We start from the raw sequence: 17,918 nt of genomic DNA, 5'->3' as shown, positions 1-17,918 counted from the left end.
TCAGAGATCTTTATCCATTGACCAACCTGAAAGCATTGGCCTTTAATTCCATTTCATTTCTCGATATCCCTGTTTCTTCGGCCAATACTCTCCAGTTACTCACTACTCTTTTGGTGCCGTTAATTATTTCCAAACTTTCTTTTTCTTTCAATCCAAAATAGGGTGCCACTTCTAAAGCCAGATCAAAGTCTATCGCATTTTCATTTTCAGAAACATTCAGTTTCAAACCTGCACCTGTTTCAACCGGATTAATGTCATAGGCCGGAGACAACTTCCAGCCTCTGTTGGTCAATATAAAACCATGGTTCCTCAAATGGTCATCTGTATTGCAAACACACATGCTAAAGACAATTCTTTTCCAGAGTTGCTCCAAATCGGCCTTCACACTGGCACCATGGGTACTGATGAATTCAACCAACTCAAGATAACTCACACCATCATGAAAATCATTGCCGTCTGCATAACCGAGCATAGTCATGGCTGAGGCAAAATGTATTCTTCCACCCACAGCGCTTCTGTCAAATCTTTTGGCCAGGAAGGTATGATGGTTAGAAGAAAAAGTTCTGGCCTGAGCTTCTGCCATATTGATACCCGATTCAATGGCCAATTGATAGGTAACCCATTCCCAGGCGCCTATATTCCCTTCATCGTTTTTACTTGGGAATTTGGCAATCCATAAATGCCCCTGAGGATCAACCACACTGGCCTTTGGTCTGGCACCGCCTAAGGAAGAACCAGGTGCAATGAGCATGTTTAACCAATTCAAATACTCCGGATCGTCCACCACATCATCTTCTTCCAGTTTTAAGCTGATCTCCTCTAATTGGCGGATGGAAGTCCATGGAGGTGACGCCAGGTTTCTGTCATCGCTCAAAAATGGCTCTTCTTCTGACAGTTTAAATCGTAAAGCTCCCATTCGGTGCTCATCATAAACACCTAATAAATAATCTGTTTCGAAAAGCGTTAGTGCAGCCCTTTGCTCCTGTCTGGCCATGGCAGCTTCCCTTCTACGCATGAGCACACGGCCCCATCTGTCGGGAGATGAATCTGTGAAGACGCCAAAGTTGGGTTTAGCGCCCTCGGCAAGGTATTGTCGGCCTGAAAAGAGTTGCAGATCGGGATCGATCACCTGAGCATATCGGTTATTCAGCCAGTCTTGATGATAACTAAATGAAAATACTTCATTCCCCCTGACCCGATCAGAGCTCAATACCCCAACCAATTGAGGACCTTCCAATGACTCCCAATGGGCATAAACCAAAATTTCTCTATGATTGGAAGGTTGAGCCATGTCTATTTCTTAGGTGCTCTGCTTTTGGTCTCTAAATTGGCATCCTGTATTTTTCTGCCTAACTCGTCATCCTTTGCTAAGAGCAGAAAATCCTGTTCAAGCCCCAGTACTCTTAGTACATTCAGCACATTACCGATACTTACACCAGCATCTCCTTTTTCTATGCGCACCAAGGTAGATCTGCTTATAGCAGCTCTTTCTGCCACCTGCTCAGCACTGAGCTTCCGTCTGAGTCTAGCCAGTTTTATCTGATCGCCAACATCCGCTAAAATACGTACCAGCTTAGGAAGTAATACAGGACCACTGTTTGTCATAATATTTTAAATATGAGACAAATATAATATTTTTTGTATCATATTTGAAACATTAAAAACTACTATCTCTATCGGGAACTTTTATAATTACTCCTGCCTTCAGATCAGAAGATCTAAAGGCATCTACTACAATTCTTCCACCTATCTATTTATATTCTAGCTGATGCCACAGAATATCCTGTATATCCATAGCTGTACCGCAGTTGGGACAGTTGATTTGGTTCGAATTAGCCATAATTAGTTAATAAATGAGTTTATAGTTTCTAGCCATTCAATTATTTCACCTTTGACTCCTCTAGAATCTATTCTCTCTATGGTCATTTTATCAATAGCTTCCTTATTCAGTAATCTTTTTGCCCTAGACACCTTCCTTTTCTGTTTCTCTTCTCTCTTAACTGGGTCTTCGTCAATGTCATCCCAAGCAACAACGCTTTGGACTTCGTGCACTGTTCTTGCAACTAAAAGTGGTACATCTTGTGCATCAATCTCTTCAAGCTCAATATTGATTCTTAAATCTGCGTAAGCCTCTTGTATTGCTTCATGATGTAGAAAGTTCTCCATTTCATCCATCGAAGTATTGAACCCAACTTTTCTAGGGTCCTCTTCTGCATTTAATTCCTCAACCGCTGCTATGTATTCAGGCTTATCAGAGTCATAAATATGTACCTGTGCCTGTAACAAGCCATCCAAATGTTTCTTTTCGATATAATGTTTCAATTGGGAACCACCAGTTGGGATAAAAGCCACAGCTTCATTATTCTCTAAGTATAGAACATCATTGTTCTCTTCATGAAGTATTCTACTATATCTGATTAAAGCATTGATATCATTTTCACCCTCAACGAAGACTAGAACCTTAACCTTATTTTTTGGGTCAGGCAAAGCCCCTAATGTCTCAATTATTTTGTCAATAATCTCCTCATTATCAGTTCCATCTGCATTCGTTCCATTTTCAAGATGAATATTATCATCTAGATCTTTATAGATATATCTGAGAGCTTTTCTTGGTATTTCCTTTGCCAAGTTTGAATTATGCGTGGTAAATAGAACTTGAGCATTATCTGTTTCCGAAAGCTCCTTTAAGGCATTCACAATCATCAATTGAAAATCAGGATGCTGTGAGGTTTCAGGTTCCTCTAATGCATAAATAATATCTGGAGCAGAGTCGCTTCTTCGGTTTTCTACCTGCGCTCGAAAGAAACTCAGAAGAACAAGTCTTCTTAATCCACTACCTCTTTTGTTTAATGGAATTCCTCTTTCATCCTCTAATGCCAACTTAAAAATAGTATTCCAAGAGGGTTCTTTTGGAAAACTAGATCGCAGAGTTTCAGCTAATCCAGAATCTAGTTTATTAAGCTCGGTTATCGTATCATCAGCGAGAGCACTTGAGGCTTCTTGCACAGCCTTTTTCAAACCATTCAAAAGAGGTAAGATTTCTTCTCTCTTCAGCACCTCTTTTATAATCTCCTTCATGGGGTCTTGAATGTCCGAGTCTTGATCATTCAGTGGCTTATCAACAAAAAAGAGAGAATAAAGTGGCAAGTATTTTTTAAGATTAGACCAAATCTTTTTTCTGTTATCCTCATTATCGAGTCGACCTTCTATCTGTAAGTCCTTGGGCGCGGTAATCACATTGCCATCAGGGTAATAATGATCTCTTATGGCCTTTCTAAGTTCAGCGTTATTTCTCTTATCTACACCTTCTTCTTCTAACTCCAACCTATAGAAAAGAGTCTTTAAAGGAGTGTTTTTCATCTCCATCAGTTTATTTAGCTCTTCTTTGTCTGGATAATCACAAACAATAAAGACCTTTTCGGATACAATCCCCGTTGCAGTAAATGAAAACTGTTTCTTAATTTCTAATTCGCCCCTTGAATTGACCAAAAACTCTGATTCGAGACTTGTAGGTGAGGTTTGGTCAAGAGTAATTGGGGAAGGAATTTCATTAAAAATGCATGTTATTTCTATTTCACTAATGCCATCTTCAATTGATAGGTCATTGCTATCTGGCTTGTTATTGAAGAATATATCTAATGCTTCTAATATTGTAGACTTCCCGACATCATTTCTTCCAATGATGACATTTAAGTCTCCTACATCAAATACAGTTCTTTGACTGTAACTCCTAAAACCACTAATAACGAGTCTTTTAAGCTTCATATGTGTTTATAATTAATTGTTGAATTTTTTACCTAAATCTATTTTGTCATTTCCTACAACACCCTCACCTTCCCACTAATCAATGCGGCAATAAAGTATCTCGCAGTTGGGTGAGGGTTTCAGCTTCCCTTTCATTTGCTTCCTTCTTATTGAAGTACTTAGTAACAAGTGAATCAAATGATTCCAAAACTGTCTGAATGGGCAATAAAATATCGATGCTGTTTAGTTGAGCACTAGTTATACTAGGAACTGCTGAATCTTATCATCCAGCTTACCTATATAGGCACTGGCCTTTTGTTCGGAGACAGGTGGAACTCGAATATTTAATTCATTCAATTGGTCTCTGCCAACATTACGACACTCTGGCATTTTTGGAAAAGGTGTTTATCTACAAAGAAATGAAGATAAACATATTCAATTGAATTGAACCAAGAAACCAATGACTTAGTAAGTATTTTCCATACCATACTCTTCCGTAATCAGGCTCTGAAGTGTTTTTAATTCCTGGTTGTAATTGAGATGTTCGTCTTCACTTCTTTCAAGTTCAGACAGTACCTTAAACACAAATTTATCCTCGCCATATGCATTCCAATCGTTTTGTAAAGCCTTATTCCGATGGCTTCCAAACCGAAGTTCTGTTTTATGGCGATTCCATTTCGACTCCATATTAGTACTATGGTCTATCAACGACCTCTGATTAACCGTGCAAACTACCTGAAAAACACCCATTGGGAATTTCATCAGCTTGTACTCGTCCCTAAGCTCCTTCTTTATACTCATGGCATAAATCCTAATTGTTGCATAACTGTTCTTCTATCGAAGATTTGGGTATGTCCATTGATCAGGCCATCCTTGAAATGGTAGATAGTCATTCCCCTGGTATTAATGGATCGTTTGGTGGGAGGATATCCCCCAATCTGCCCCAGGTTAGTCCCTGTTAATATCCAGGTGGCAGCCACATAATTCTCCTCTTCTATAGTGGAAGTAATTTCAAAATTCATGTCAGGGAACGGCACAAAAGACCCTAGTTCCATGCGCTCCCTGAATTCAGAATGCGATAATGTTTTCCCTTCCCAGGAGTCTCCCGGATCGAGATGTATTTTGTATTCTGGATGCAGGTAGTGCTCAATTTTCTCCAGATTCTTCTTATTCCAAACCTCACCCATGAATTCCCTGAGGAACGATGCTTTGTCCATTTCTTATTTCATCTAATATTTAACCGATCGCTATTCCCCCTATTTTACCCCTCAATTCAAGGGTTCCAAAAATTCAATTATCCGGAAAAAGAGCCAACCCGCTTCGAAAGTATTAAGATTGAGCATAAAAGACATCACGATCATTAACATTGGTTAATGATCGTGATTAAGGCGTATGTTTATCAAGAAGTAATAACTTGTCTCACGCCCCTGTTAAATTTGATGTTCCCAGTCAATCTCATGGAGCAAAGACTTAAATAAGCCTGAGGTAGTTTTATGCCTGATAGGCTGAGATGGCTGACCTGACCAAAAGGCCTCATATTGAAAATTGCCCTGCTGCTTTGCGGTTTCCCTAAGGTCACTCAAGAAATTACTCTGGATAGGAAAAGGGGCAATTTTATAAGATAAATCAATTTCTCTTACAAAATCGGTTTCAATAACTCTGGCCATTCTACCAGTAAAAACATTGGTAAGCTTTGTTATAAACAAGTCTTCTGACAAGAGCTTTGCCTTATGTTCTTCCGTAGCATTAGATTCTTCTGTAGCCAGAAATGCTGTACCCAACTGAACTGCATCTGCTCCAGCATGAAGGGCTTTAACAATATCGGAACCGGTGGTTATCCCCCCTGCTGCGATAACAGGGATATTCACTTTACTCCTAATCCTAGCCACCAATGCATTAGTCGAGTCCAGGTGATTGATGTCTACCGGAAGGTCCAAAAAGGAAGCACGATGACCACCCGCTTCCTTTCCTGAGGCTATGACAATATCTAACCCGGACTTTTCAATCATCAGGGCCTCATTAACGGTGGTAGCAACAGCCATCACCACAATACCCCGTCTTTTAAATTCGCTGATTATATCAGCCGGGGGAATGCCATAAATGAAACTGACTACGGGAGGACTAGCTTTTAGCAGTGCTTCAATTTTCTGCTCAAAATCCCGCTCCTTTCCAAGCATCTGGTCAGGAAGTGTTGCCCCTACATTGTCAAAGTGCTGACTGAAGCTATTTCTGACTTCTTCAAACTCATCTTTGGTATAGGTATCAGCAGGATCATCTTCCAGCGGCACCCATATATTCAAGGCATAGGCATTTGAAGTCTGGGAACGGATGTCTTCATTAATCTCCAGAATCTCCTCCGGAGAATAGGAGTTTAAACCGAAGGATCCCATCCCCCCCAAATTAGAAACTGAGGAAACCAGTTTGACGGAGGAAAACTTTCCGCCAAAAGGTCCCTGAATAATCGGATATTTTATTTTTAGTAATTGAGTAATTCTTGTCTTATTCCACATTAGAAATTGCTTTAATATTCAACTCATTGATCTTAATCATACTTGATTGTTCCTCGCAAATCTCTTTATTGATATGCATGTGTATCGATCAGATATGTAAGAAGAACCCGGCCTGAAACTGCTTTCTTAATTGATTATAGCTCAGCGAGAAAAAGCCTTCAACGAGGCCCTCACTCAAAACATATTTTCTCATGCCCCAGGTACCTGAGATCTTTTTATCTCCTTCAACAGCGTAAACCAAATCGGTATAGAAGCTGACAGAATCAAACACATTGAGAAAGCCTGAAAAGGCAACTGAGTCATTATCATAAGTCACCACTATATCTGACAGGCCGTCTTTCCATTTCATCGCCAGGAAAGAGTCATTAGCCGATATAAAGCCGGATAAAGTGAGAGCTTTATAGGCCAGCTTCAAATGATAGGCCGGCTCTTCATTTTGTATATGAACCCCTGAAACCAATTCCAGATGATTCATGAAAGTGTATCTCACCTTAACACCCGGCCTGCCTCCAAGAATGGTGCTCTCAGCATGGGTTTCCACCTGACTTTGCCAGGTGGAAGGATTGGGGCGTAACTCTGTAGTTGGAGTAGCCATAACACCAACATGTATGTTCCACCTCTTACCCGGTGATAAGATTGACTCAAAATTGGTAAAGCTCTTAACCTCCTGTCCACCAACCAGTTGAAAGACCCCAAAAGATCTGATAACCAGCCTGTCAGGAATCAATGACCATTTTACCCTGGTTCCGGCCTGAACAGTGAGATGACCTGACTGCTTCAGGTCTTTGGTCTGAACCAGGGCTTCAGAGAGAAGCCCGAAATAGAGCCTGTCTATCGTGACATCTTCATTGACAGGTATATTTTGAATTTGTCCGCGGCATTCCACCGCATTCAAAAAACCAATCAAACAGATGATTGATAGGAACGTCTGCCTACGCATAAACAAAAACCGACTTTGGCTAATCCCAACGGTTTGTTTTCGAGATGGCATAAGCACCTGCACCTGAGAAGTAAATGGATAAACCGGTAAAGAGATAAAATGCCTGCAACTCAATGGCCCATCCGCCAAACTGATTGAGTGCCAGTATATCTCCTGCATGAGCTAAGACTATTGCTACAAACATGGTAAAAACCAGAGCCAGACTGGCCATTCTGGCTCTGTAGCCTATAATGATCAGGATTGGTGCTATGATCTCACCTATGAATGCGCCAAATGCAAAGAATCTGGGAAGGCCAGCACCTTCCATAACGCTTCCGATAAAGGCATATCCGGAAGATAAGTTTCCAATTCCATGAAGGATAATTAAAAGACCTACTAATAGTCTGAGCATTAGTAAGGCAATGTCTTGTTGTTTTTCTGTTTTCATCATTTTGTCTTTTTGATTCGTTTTGATGATGCAAAAAGAATAAAATGACGAGCCAGCTAACAGGAGCTATATCACCAATTTGGAGTGACCTATATCACACATTTTCAGGACTGAAATCTGCTCAAAGTCTCCCTTGAGACCCCCAGATAGGCAGCAAGTAGTTTTTTGGGGACATGCTGAAATAATTGAGGGTATTCCCTGTACAATGTTTCATAGCGTTCCTGAGCAGTATTCTTCAATAATGATAAGACTCTGTTCTGTAGGGAAATATATCCCTGTTTGGTTTTATAAGCCCAGAATTTATTCCATAGAGGCATCTCACGGAGTAACTTCTCTTTGTTCTGGAAATCAATGCATAACAACTCACAATCTTCTAAACAGTCAACCGATATCTTGGCTTCTGATTGATTGGTGAAAGCATCATAGTCCGTAACCCACCAGTTCTCCATGCCGAACATGAGAATGTGTTCCTTTCCGGCATGGTCAACAAAGTAGGACTTGACCAGCCCCTTGACAACCCAATACTCTTTATCTACAGGCTCTCCTTGTTGAACTATATATTGATGTTTACGCTTCGTGACGATTGAGAAATGTCCGAGCAAATAGTCAAAGTCCTCTTCTGAGATGGGAGTAATTTCTTCGATGTGCTTCTTTAAAGGATGATCCAAAACTGTTCAACTTATAAACCGCTTAAAGAAAGGCTTTAATTGCAAAACTGCAATGGAGAAACCATGTCCATTTTACTGATCGCTGAAAGATAAAGCATCATTCACTCCATTGCATCAGGCCTCAAGACTCCGTTGACCAACCTTTACCTTAGAAGGCTCTCATCTGGCATTATTCAAAATCCATTATGGAGACATCCCACACGGGAACTTCAAATAGTTAAGAATGATACAGACATTTTTATAACCTGACATTAGCCATTCTGGAAGCTGTGCTTTATTTTCAAAACGTATGGTAAGGTCAGCAAAAACCAGGCGGTGGTTAAAAGCAATCAGTATTCTATTGGTCATTCTGTTATTACTCATTGCTACAGTCACCGGCATTGCCTACAACCAGCAAGACAAGCTGATACAACAGGCCCTGAGCAGCCTCAATGAAGGCTTTAGTGGTCGGTTTAGTGTAGAAGACTCCCACATCTCCCCTTTCGCGAACTTCCCCTATGTATCCATCGACCTGGAGAACGTTGCCATATACGAAAACAAATCAGACAGTAGCGAAGCCCTGGTGAGTATTCAGGATGTCTATGTGGGTTTCGACATCGTCTCCATCATCAAAGGAACCTATGAGATTCATAAAGTCAAATTGAGCGATGGTTTCATCAAGTTGATTCAGCATACGGATGGCAGTTTCAATGTAATGAATGCCCTGAGTGTGGAAAGTGAAGAAGAAGCACCCGAAACTTCGGGGGAAGCATTGCACCTGAGTCTCGATGCTTTTGAGATGAACAACATCGACCTGCTCAAGATCAATGAGTCCAATAATATCCTTGCAGAAGTATTTATAGAAAACATCCAGTCCAGCGTCTCTACCTCAGACAAGCATATCAAAGCCCGGTTCGACAGCAAAATGCTTTTCAACCTGATACTGGATGGCGACACTTCCTTCCTGCATCACAAGCATCTGGCCCTTTCTACCGGAATTGACTATGACCTGACCACTGGCATCCTCGACCTTGACCCTTCGGAATTAATGATCGAAAAGGCGGAGTTCTTAATGGATGGAACGGTGCAAGTGAACCAGGACATGGAACTTGACCTGCAGTTCAGCGGACAGAAACCGAACTTCGATCTGTTCCTCGCCTTTGTTCCCGAAGAGTATAGTCCCCTGCTTAGCCGATATGACAACGGTGGAAGTGTATTCTTTGATGCCCAAATCAAGGGCCCTTCAGCTAATGGACAGATTCCTCATGTGGAAATCGACTTTGGCTGCGAAGAGGCATTTGTGGAGAATGTAGCCGTCAGCAAAAGTGTGGATGAGTTATTCTTTAAGGGTCATTTTACCACGGGAGAACTGAATACTCCGGAAACCATGTCGCTGAAGATTTCCGATTTTCGGGCCAGGCCGGAAACGGGTACTTTCAGAGGTGGCGTAAGCATCGAAAACTTCGACTCGCCTGATATTCAAATGACCCTGAACTCTGAGTTCAACCTGGAGTTTCTGGCGGACTTTCTGAATATTCAAAACCTCCGGGAGCTTAAAGGGAAAGTGGCGCTGGATATGAACTTCCATGATATCATAGACCTGAATGATCCGACCAAAGCCATAGAGCGTTTGAATGAGAGTTACTACACCGAACTAAAAGTTGAGGATCTCAATTTTGTAAGTCCTGATCTGGACTTCCCTTTTAGAGATATCAATATTCATGCGGCCATGGACGGGCACAGGGCGGTTATCGACCAATTCAGCTTAAAGGCTGGTAATTCCGATGTTTCATTGTCTGCCAGTATTTCAGACCTTCCGGCTATTCTGCATCATACGAATCTACCGGTCGATGTGCACCTGAAGGTTCAATCATCACTGCTCGACATTCAGGAACTCACCCGCACAGCTGAGGATACAGTGGGTTTCAATGAGCAAATAAAGGACCTTTCCATGGGTTTTAAGTTGACCAGCTCTGCCAGGGCTTTTACTGAGTCGCCCTACCTCCCTCTGGGTGAATTCTTCATTAGCGAACTGAATGCTCAACTTACTCATTACCCCCATCGATTGCACGATTTTAATGCCGATGTGTTGATCGATTCCACCGATTTCAGGGTCATCGACTTCACGGGTATACTCGATGAGAGCGACTTTCATTTCAATGGTACTTTGGAAAATTATAACCTGTGGTTTGAAAATGAGCCCGAAGGAATTACCAGTATAGATTTTAATCTAAACTCTTCTCTGATTCAGCTGGAAGACCTGTTTTCTTATGGCGGGGAAAACTATATGCCTGAAGACTACAGACATGAATCTCTAAAAGACCTGAAGGTGCATGGTTTAAGCCGGATGAAGTTTGAAAATAAGCTGCAATCTGTTGAGCTGGCCTTAGATAAAATTGAAGCAAGAGCAGAAAAACACAATATGCGGCTTCAAAATTTTAGTGGCAACATCTATGTAGACAGTACTTTACTTGAGGTGAAAAAACTGGGAGGAAAACTGGGAAACACTGACCTGGAGGTTGACCTGGTCTATCATCGGGATAGTCTTACGGATGCTTCTCACCAGTTCTCGCTGAGAAGTCAGAGGCTGGATTTCGATCAGCTCTTTGCCTTTGCTCCGCCTTCTGAAGAGTCGGACAGCGTTACAGTAGATCATGAGGCCGGATTTAACATCTTCGACCTGCCATTTGCCAATATGGAGTTCAATCTGGATGTAGATCATTTGAACTACCATCGCTATTTGCTGGACAATTTTAAGCTCAAGGGTAGAATGCAGTCGGATCACTACATCTATGTCGATACACTATCGCTGCAGGCTGCAGGGGGCCAAATGGACCTAAATGGCTATTTCAATGGCTCTAACCCTGATGAAATCTACTTTAGTCCAAACATGAAATTGAAGGATGTTGATCTGGACAAACTGCTTTTCAAGTTCGACAACTTTGGCCAGGACCAGCTGATCTCCAATAACTTACACGGCAAATTGAGTGGAACGCTGACAGGCAAAATACACATGCACCCTGACCTGATTCCTGCCACAGATGTTTCGGACCTGGAAATTGACATCGAAGTACTGAACGGGAGTCTGGTTAACTTCACTCCTTTTGAGGCGCTTTCCAGTTACTTCACAGATAAAAACCTCAACCTCGTCAGGTTCGACACCCTGAAAAACAAGCTAAGCCTGAAAAATGGCGATCTCATTATCCCTAACATGAATATCAACACCTCGTTGGGTTACTTTGAGATATCAGGAAGGCAGGGTCTGGATCTGAACATGGATTATACCATGCGCATTCCATTTAAGGTGGTCACCAGGGCTGGCTTCAAAAAGCTATTTGGCAGAAAAAACCAGGACAATTCAGATCAGGTAGACGAAATTCAGTATCGCGATGAGTCAAGGCGAACGACCTTTATCACCGTGAATATTTCCGGTACCACGGAAGACTATAATGTCTCCTTAGGCCGTAAGTCCCGGAATTGAATAATCAATCTCCGACCATATCATATGCTGTTTATTTCTTTTTAAGAAACATCTGAATAGCAACATTCTGTCCCTCTGTTTTAGGCCAGTGAAGCCAATCCATTGTTTTGGCTCTCTTTTCAGAGTTTCTGGTGTTATCACCAAACTCAACAATAAAATCGGTAAGATCAATAATGGTAATTTCAAATACTTTATTCCTGTTGAAACCATTTCGTTCCTTCTTTACAGTTAAGAACCATTCTGAACTGCCTTGATAAAGCGTTCCATCCCGAAATAGACTGTAATTGACTACATCATCTTTAAACTCAAAAAAGCCGGGGTCATTTGTATTGACCACTTCATCTAAACCATCATGACCTCCATCCTCGTAAAAATAACCATGAGATGAAACTACCTCTTCAACTTCCCAATAACCAATAAGTGACTCTCTGCCCTGTTCCTCATCGGAGCAGGAAGCCAAAAACACCATTTGACTGAAAATCAACAGTTTAATCAATACATTTTTTGTTTTCATATCTTATAACTTTCAATTTCTAATTAGACTTTCCATCAATTCCTTTACGCAAAAAAGGTTTCAGATACAGGTTCTCCCCCATATTCCACCAGTCTATGAATGAACTTCCCAATAGATCTAATGTATAGCTGCTCTTTACTTCATTCTGTAAGCTTTTAAACTGCCCGGAACGGCTCCTTATTCTTATGATTTGTCTTGTTTGATCTTTAGAAATAAAATAGAACTCCTCGGCCGGAATCATGTGACCCAATACCTTTGTGGGAGGAAACACATCATTCGGATAGCTTACCTTTACCTTGTTCACATACCTTATCCCTCCAGTTTCGACCAGTTCTTCCTCTCCCATCAGAGTGATCGTTACATCGAATTTGTTATCTCCGAAAAACAACCTGGTCACTGCTGATTCACCTGAGCTTATATTCACTATAGGAAAACTGTATTCAGACTGCTTTGAAAAATCAAGTGCTCTGACCAAAAGAGGAATTTGTTCAATAGAATAATAGTTCTGATCCAGATTATACTGAGCATCATACTTCTTTGCTCCATCTCCAACTGTTACCTGCTCTATCGTCCCGCTCCTGAATCTTTGCTCGTTAAAAGAATTTCCTTCTAAGCTATATTCAGCTATAGAGACCTTGACCGGCATCAGGTTCTTCTTGAGTAAATGTATGCTACTACTCGCGCTTTGGCCTGAATATAAGGGCCCCTTGATCCTTCTTTGTATCACACTGAAGACTTCAGCGGTATTGTTACCCGAGCCCATACTTTTTTTAAAATGAGTAAAGTCATAAAGCTGTTTGACGATTGAAATTTCGAATGTATCGGAGTGTCTGCTTATATGAAGTTGTCCATTTTGATACAGGGTGTCTATTCGGTTCAATAAATAGTATGCTATCTCTGCCTTGCCTTTATCCCATACCTCACTATTAATAAATTCACTTGAAAATTGGGAGGAGGAATAACTGCCCTCATCCATATTCTGATCTTTATCGCAACTGGACAGAAAGAACAAAAGGATGGAGAGGACCATGTATTGGATGAAATACGACTTCATTTAGGCAAACTCTAAGGCCATTTCTGTGATTTAACAATGAATAAAGCCAAGTCCGGTAATTCAACTATCGAGTGAATGTGAGGCTTAGTGAAGAGTTTAAATTCTCTTCGGTTCCGTCACCATTAAAATCTGTTTTTTCATTTTCCTGGAATTCAAATACCAGGGTTCCTGATTCCAATTGTATTATCTCCAGTTCTATTGAAGATCCTGTGGCAGGACTAAGCGAAAGTGTTGAGCCGGCTAAACTCCAAACTCCCGTTTCGCGCTCATCACCCATATCCGATAAATATGTCATGTCTTCATTAAAGCTGATCGTACCCCGAAACTCATCAGTCAATGACGCTATGAATAGGTTTTCAAACTCATCGGCTTCATCATCTGTAAGTCCCATATCATTCTTCAACCAGTCAAAGAGCGGAGAATCATTAATTAACACCTCAGCCGAAAGCCTGGAAAAAGTCCACACACCAGCCAAGCTCACCTCTTTATCAGAGGGGTCATCATCATCACATGATACCAGAAACATGGAAGTTAAAAGAACGGCAAACAACAACAGCGCACTACCCGGATTCAATAGTTTTTTCATACACAAGATTTTAAAGAATCTCTTTTGTTGATATCTGTATAAACAAACCTTTCTAAATCACATGTTGAGTGAGTTTTATTTTTAACTCAACCAGAACCACCTCACCTGGAAGGTGGAATCAGTACATGTTCTTACCAAAAGTCAGTCAAGGGTGCACTAAGAGATGAAGATGGCTTTTTGAACTCATTAGTTGTGAATGCAAATGTTTCCTCAGCCGACAAAGCCTTTAAAGTGACAACGAGTAGGATATGCAGACATCACTGACTCACAGATCGATTAGTATTGAAAAATCACAATGACCATCAAAACGAACAATATACCGCTATCCTCCTCAAAAAGGCATTCATAAAAAACGCTCTATTCATGTGTGCTTTATCTATTTGTCGGGCTACCAATCAACTAGTTGAATCAAAAAACAGAATTATGAATTTGAAGAAAGTAGCTTTAATTTTTCGAAAAGAACATGTACTGATCACCTTGTTTTTGCTTTGCTCAGCCACCGGATTATCTCAGGATTTACCAAGACCGAGTCCCCAGGCCAGTATCACACAAAGAATAGGTATAACAGATGTTTCGGTTGTATATCACCGCCCTAGTATGAGGGGCAGGACAGTATGGGGACAAGTAGTTCCATATGGTTATAATTCACCCAGTTCAGATGGTAGTCCTTCCGCGCCATGGAGAATGGGCGCCAACGACCCTACCACAATAGAATTTACTCATGATTTAAAGGTTGCCGGAAAGGAGATTAAAGCAGGCAAATATGCTCTATTTGGAGCCATCTTCGAAAATGGTGTAGCCGACATTATATTTTCCAGAAACTTTAATGGATGGGGATCCATTCACTACGCAGAAGAAGATGTCATACTGAAAGTAAATGCTGAAGTGAATTCATTGGAGCATCCAGTTGAACAATTAACATATGCATTTGATAGTGTAACCAACAATACATCAATACTTAGTGTGACGTGGAGTGATAAACAGATTTCAATACCTCTCGAGGTCAACACAGAGGAACTAACTTATCAGAGTTTACTGGATCACGAACTATCGTTTGATGCTATAAATTTCGGAACCAAGAGTAACTGGCATCAAAACGCAGCGCTGTATTTGTTGAACAATAGAATTCATCTTGACAAAGCACTATACTGGTCAAATATTGCTGTAAACGAACAGAATGGAGGAATCAGGAACTTCCCTAACCTAACAACAAACGTTCTCCTATTAGCTCTAAACAATCAACAAGAAGAAGCACAGAGCTTATTGCCAGAGGCCTTGAAATTGGCTCCAAACCTAAACATGATGATGTTCTTTGGCCGTCAGGCTAATACTTTCGACCTGAGAGAAATAGAAAAAAAGAATTACCTGACAGCTTTAGATATGTTTCCTGAAAACGCAAATACATGGTGGGTTCATTTCCAGCTTTCGCAGGTCTATCTGGCCGATGGTGAAAAAGATGAGTTTCTAAAATACATCGATATGGCTATTCAAGATGCTCCAGAAAGTTTCGTTGACAGAATAAAGAATTTTAAGTCACAAAATACCTAAGGAACAACTTCTGAATCGCATTTCTTTATGAGGTAGAAATGCGATTCATTAATTGTTTAATATACCTGTGACTGAATTAAAAAAGTCTGGTTGAATAGCCACCTCAGGTCATTGCTTGTTCCGCACATTTAAGAACAATCCCAACGCCAGTAAGAGTACAGCTATACCGAAACCTAAAACTCCAATATTAACTCCAAACAATACTTTTTCGCTTCCATCAAGGTACTTCATAGACCCTCCATAAAGATTCTTAATCAAGTATGACAATAAAAATCCTCCTGTTATTAATAAACTGATAATTGAAGGAACCAGGTACTCTCCTTTTTTCCATGTAAGCCATAAGCATAAAACTCCTAGCGAAGAATTTGTGATCAGTTGCCAAACCTCATGAATCCTTACATGTGGCGTCCAATCAGAATTGAACACGTGGGTATCATTAATTTCAAGAACTGGAACTGCTATTGTATAGAGCAATACACTCAAGGTGATCGCGAATCGGGTAAATCTCATGTTTTCATCATTTTAAATTCAAGGTAATTAATGACTCACTTTCAAAGTTGCCCTCCAGAATACGAATCATTGGCCACAGGATTGGTTAAATCATTTACTAAAGAATAAAGACTAGTGATTTCAACCGTGCCGTTTTGTGACCCTGCCGGATTAGTATCTACATCTTATTAAAAATCACAGAAACGCTATATCAGTTTTACCAAACTCCATTATTCATAAATGGCTTAGTGCAAAACCAGATAAGCGATGTACGAATTATTCAAACAACTGATCAGACGGTCGTGCACTTCTATTTCTAAGCTGACCATAATTCTTGCTATAAAAATTGTCTCAAATGTGATTTTTCAGAAGCATTCCATACTGATCCAATAAAAAGATGAATCTTAAAATTTTCATGATAGTTATAGCCTTTGTAAACCCTGCAGAACCAAAGGCCTTTGATCATTATGCCAGCTCAATGAGAGAGCTATATACCTCGGTAGGTGCAGAAATTGTGGACAGATACCCTGTTTCACACCTGTCCATTGGAGAGGACAAGCCAGACTTTATCTTGATAGTCAGCTTTCCCAGCGAAGAAGCATTAAGAAAACTATTTGAGTCAAAGGAATATCAAGAGTTGATTGCATTTAGAGAGAAGGCATTCAAAAAGCTAACGGTCTACCTGTCAAAAGAACAATGACTGTAAGAAATCCGAAGTCAGATCGAACTAATAGAGCAGATCGTTAAAAAAATGTCTCTGGAAAAAGATTTTTTAGCCCTACTCAGAACGCATGAAGGATTAATTCACAAGGTAACCAGGATATATACCGATACAACAGCAGATAAGGAAGACCTTTATCAAGAGATAATCTATCAATGGTGGAAATCCTTTCAATCCTTTAAAGGAGATTCTAAAATATCTACCTGGTTATATAAAGTAGCACTCAACACCGCAATAGTTCATCTGAAGAAAAGGAAAAAAAGAAAAGGCACAGATAGTATCAATGATCAGGTATTGGATATTCCTGAAACTGATGACTCCGTGAAGGAAGAACAATTAGACTCTCTTACTAAATGTATCAAAAGGCTTAATGAGATAGATAGAACAATCATACTTTGTTATCTAGATGGCAAATCTCATGAAGAAATAAGCCTCATAGTGGGATTAGGAAAATCTAATATTGGTACAAGAATAGGTAGAATAAAGAAGCGAATTAAGGAAACACTTAAGTTGGATGAAGATGGAATTTGAACAACTAAGAAGTACATGGAAAGATATTAACCAGAAGTCAAACAACAGCTCAGAAATTGACGGGAAGCTTATATTTCAAATTATTAAGACTAAGCAGAGGAATCAGATTAACTCGGCCTTCACTTATGAGTTTTGCGGCTCACTGGTACTGATTACCGGAGCCATTCTCACCATCTTGAACATTAAGTACTTCGATACAATGGGCCTTCAGATAAGTGCTGCTGTCTCAATTACCATTATGGTATTTCAACCTATCTATACGCTTTCAACAATGGTTAAATTGAGAAATCTTAAAATGGATGAATATAGTGTTACTGAAACGATAATTGAATATTCGAAAAGAAGCAACAAGTTTCTATTTGCACAACGTTTGGGAATAGGACTTTCCTTCATCCTTATGCTTTCAATCATACCTGTTACCTTAAAACTGGCTTCTGGAAAAAACCTCTTTGAGGGAAGGAACAATCAGGTTCTCTGGTTTATCCCCATTGCGCTGATTGGCCTAATCATAACATCCAAATGGGTATTCAATCATTATAAGGCTATAACAACAGAAACGAAGAACGACTTAAAAGAACTCAGAAATCAAATTACATCCAATAAAAACTAACCTATGAGCAATAAGGCATCATATATTGACACATTATTGGTTAATGACAGGTACCAGAACAGGCCTATTTCAATAGCATATTTCAACTGATAAGGGTTAAAACAACACTAATTTCA

18 protein-coding genes are annotated in these 17,918 nt (G+C 40.3%); 5 read left to right on the top strand and 13 right to left on the bottom strand.

Annotated elements, in window-relative coordinates:
* Nucleotides 1-10 precede the first annotated feature (10 nt).
* The 9 genes from ACOOEY_RS19285 to ACOOEY_RS19245 all read right to left on the bottom strand — a co-directional run bounded on the left by ACOOEY_RS19285 (nt 11) and on the right by ACOOEY_RS19245 (nt 8,289).
* Nucleotides 11-1,291 carry a type II toxin-antitoxin system HipA family toxin gene (locus ACOOEY_RS19285; protein WP_420386362.1) on the bottom strand — a complete coding sequence of 427 codons (1,281 nt, stop codon included), beginning with the start codon at nt 1,289-1,291 and terminating at the stop codon, nt 11-13.
* A gap of 2 nt (nt 1,292-1,293) precedes the next feature.
* Nucleotides 1,294-1,605 carry a helix-turn-helix domain-containing protein gene (locus tag ACOOEY_RS19280; RefSeq protein ID WP_420386361.1) on the bottom strand — a complete coding sequence of 104 codons (312 nt, stop codon included), beginning with the start codon at nt 1,603-1,605 and terminating at the stop codon, nt 1,294-1,296.
* 237 nt (nt 1,606-1,842) lie between these two features.
* Nucleotides 1,843-3,765: an ATP-binding protein gene (locus tag ACOOEY_RS19275; protein WP_420386360.1), complete on the bottom strand. Its 1,923-nt coding sequence runs from the start codon at nt 3,763-3,765 to the stop codon at nt 1,843-1,845.
* A 444-nt stretch (nt 3,766-4,209) separates the two neighbouring features.
* Nucleotides 4,210-4,545 (bottom strand): GIY-YIG nuclease family protein, encoded by a 336-nt coding sequence (locus ACOOEY_RS19270; protein ID WP_420386359.1) that lies wholly within the window; start codon nt 4,543-4,545, stop codon nt 4,210-4,212.
* Complete coding sequence (locus tag ACOOEY_RS19265; protein ID WP_420386358.1) at nt 4,542-4,961, bottom strand: ester cyclase; 420 nt, start codon at nt 4,959-4,961, stop codon at nt 4,542-4,544. The genes ACOOEY_RS19270 and ACOOEY_RS19265 overlap by 4 nt, the downstream gene beginning before the upstream one ends.
* Before the next feature lie 213 nt (nt 4,962-5,174).
* Nucleotides 5,175-6,254 (bottom strand): NAD(P)H-dependent flavin oxidoreductase, encoded by a 1,080-nt coding sequence (locus ACOOEY_RS19260; protein ID WP_420386357.1) that lies wholly within the window; start codon nt 6,252-6,254, stop codon nt 5,175-5,177.
* A gap of 88 nt (nt 6,255-6,342) precedes the next feature.
* Nucleotides 6,343-7,194 (bottom strand): hypothetical protein, encoded by an 852-nt coding sequence (locus ACOOEY_RS19255; RefSeq protein ID WP_420386356.1) that lies wholly within the window; start codon nt 7,192-7,194, stop codon nt 6,343-6,345.
* A 19-nt stretch (nt 7,195-7,213) separates the two neighbouring features.
* On the bottom strand, nt 7,214-7,624 hold the full coding sequence (locus ACOOEY_RS19250) for a DoxX family protein (protein WP_420386355.1): 411 nt from the start codon (nt 7,622-7,624) through the stop codon (nt 7,214-7,216).
* Between the two features lie 101 nt (nt 7,625-7,725).
* Nucleotides 7,726-8,289, bottom strand: coding sequence for a Crp/Fnr family transcriptional regulator (locus ACOOEY_RS19245; RefSeq protein WP_420386354.1), 564 nt, complete (start codon nt 8,287-8,289; stop codon nt 7,726-7,728).
* Between the two features lie 289 nt (nt 8,290-8,578).
* Here ACOOEY_RS19245 and ACOOEY_RS19240 point away from each other — a divergent pair, with 289 nt between their 5' ends.
* Nucleotides 8,579-11,749, top strand: a complete 3,171-nt coding sequence (locus ACOOEY_RS19240) for an AsmA-like C-terminal region-containing protein (RefSeq protein ID WP_420386353.1) — start codon at nt 8,579-8,581, stop codon at nt 11,747-11,749.
* Between the two features lie 31 nt (nt 11,750-11,780).
* On the opposite strand, the gene ACOOEY_RS19235 is transcribed toward ACOOEY_RS19240, so the two are convergent.
* The 3 genes from ACOOEY_RS19235 to ACOOEY_RS19225 all read right to left on the bottom strand — a co-directional run bounded on the left by ACOOEY_RS19235 (nt 11,781) and on the right by ACOOEY_RS19225 (nt 13,903).
* Nucleotides 11,781-12,263: a hypothetical protein gene (locus ACOOEY_RS19235; RefSeq protein ID WP_420386352.1), complete on the bottom strand. Its 483-nt coding sequence runs from the start codon at nt 12,261-12,263 to the stop codon at nt 11,781-11,783.
* Between the two features lie 19 nt (nt 12,264-12,282).
* A complete protein-coding gene (locus tag ACOOEY_RS19230; protein ID WP_420386351.1) occupies nt 12,283-13,317 on the bottom strand; it encodes a hypothetical protein in 1,035 nt (344 codons plus the stop codon).
* Between the two features lie 64 nt (nt 13,318-13,381).
* Nucleotides 13,382-13,903 carry a lipocalin family protein gene (locus tag ACOOEY_RS19225; RefSeq protein WP_420386350.1) on the bottom strand — a complete coding sequence of 174 codons (522 nt, stop codon included), beginning with the start codon at nt 13,901-13,903 and terminating at the stop codon, nt 13,382-13,384.
* A gap of 423 nt (nt 13,904-14,326) precedes the next feature.
* Between ACOOEY_RS19225 and ACOOEY_RS19220 the strand changes: the two genes are divergently transcribed.
* A complete protein-coding gene (locus tag ACOOEY_RS19220; RefSeq protein WP_420386349.1) occupies nt 14,327-15,451 on the top strand; it encodes a DUF2911 domain-containing protein in 1,125 nt (374 codons plus the stop codon).
* A gap of 108 nt (nt 15,452-15,559) precedes the next feature.
* Here ACOOEY_RS19220 and ACOOEY_RS19215 read toward each other — a convergent pair whose 3' ends face one another.
* Nucleotides 15,560-15,961, bottom strand: coding sequence for a hypothetical protein (locus ACOOEY_RS19215; protein WP_420386348.1), 402 nt, complete (start codon nt 15,959-15,961; stop codon nt 15,560-15,562).
* 394 nt (nt 15,962-16,355) lie between these two features.
* On the opposite strand from ACOOEY_RS19215, the gene ACOOEY_RS19210 reads away from it, so the two are divergent.
* Genes ACOOEY_RS19210 through ACOOEY_RS19200 form a run of 3 tightly spaced genes read left to right on the top strand, consistent with a single transcriptional unit; the run spans nt 16,356 to nt 17,802 of the window.
* Nucleotides 16,356-16,640 carry a DUF1330 domain-containing protein gene (locus ACOOEY_RS19210; RefSeq protein ID WP_420386347.1) on the top strand — a complete coding sequence of 95 codons (285 nt, stop codon included), beginning with the start codon at nt 16,356-16,358 and terminating at the stop codon, nt 16,638-16,640.
* A gap of 51 nt (nt 16,641-16,691) precedes the next feature.
* Complete coding sequence (locus tag ACOOEY_RS19205; RefSeq protein ID WP_420386346.1) at nt 16,692-17,192, top strand: RNA polymerase sigma factor; 501 nt, start codon at nt 16,692-16,694, stop codon at nt 17,190-17,192.
* Nucleotides 17,182-17,802 (top strand): hypothetical protein, encoded by a 621-nt coding sequence (locus ACOOEY_RS19200; protein ID WP_420386345.1) that lies wholly within the window; start codon nt 17,182-17,184, stop codon nt 17,800-17,802. Before ACOOEY_RS19205 ends, ACOOEY_RS19200 begins: the two co-directional genes overlap by 11 nt.
* Nucleotides 17,803-17,918 lie beyond the last annotated feature (116 nt).

The sequence above is a fragment of the Roseivirga sp. genome (genome assembly GCF_965216855.1).
Lineage (GTDB): Bacteria > Bacteroidota > Bacteroidia > Cytophagales > Cyclobacteriaceae > Roseivirga.
This window is presented reverse-complemented; position numbering and strand designations above follow the sequence as displayed.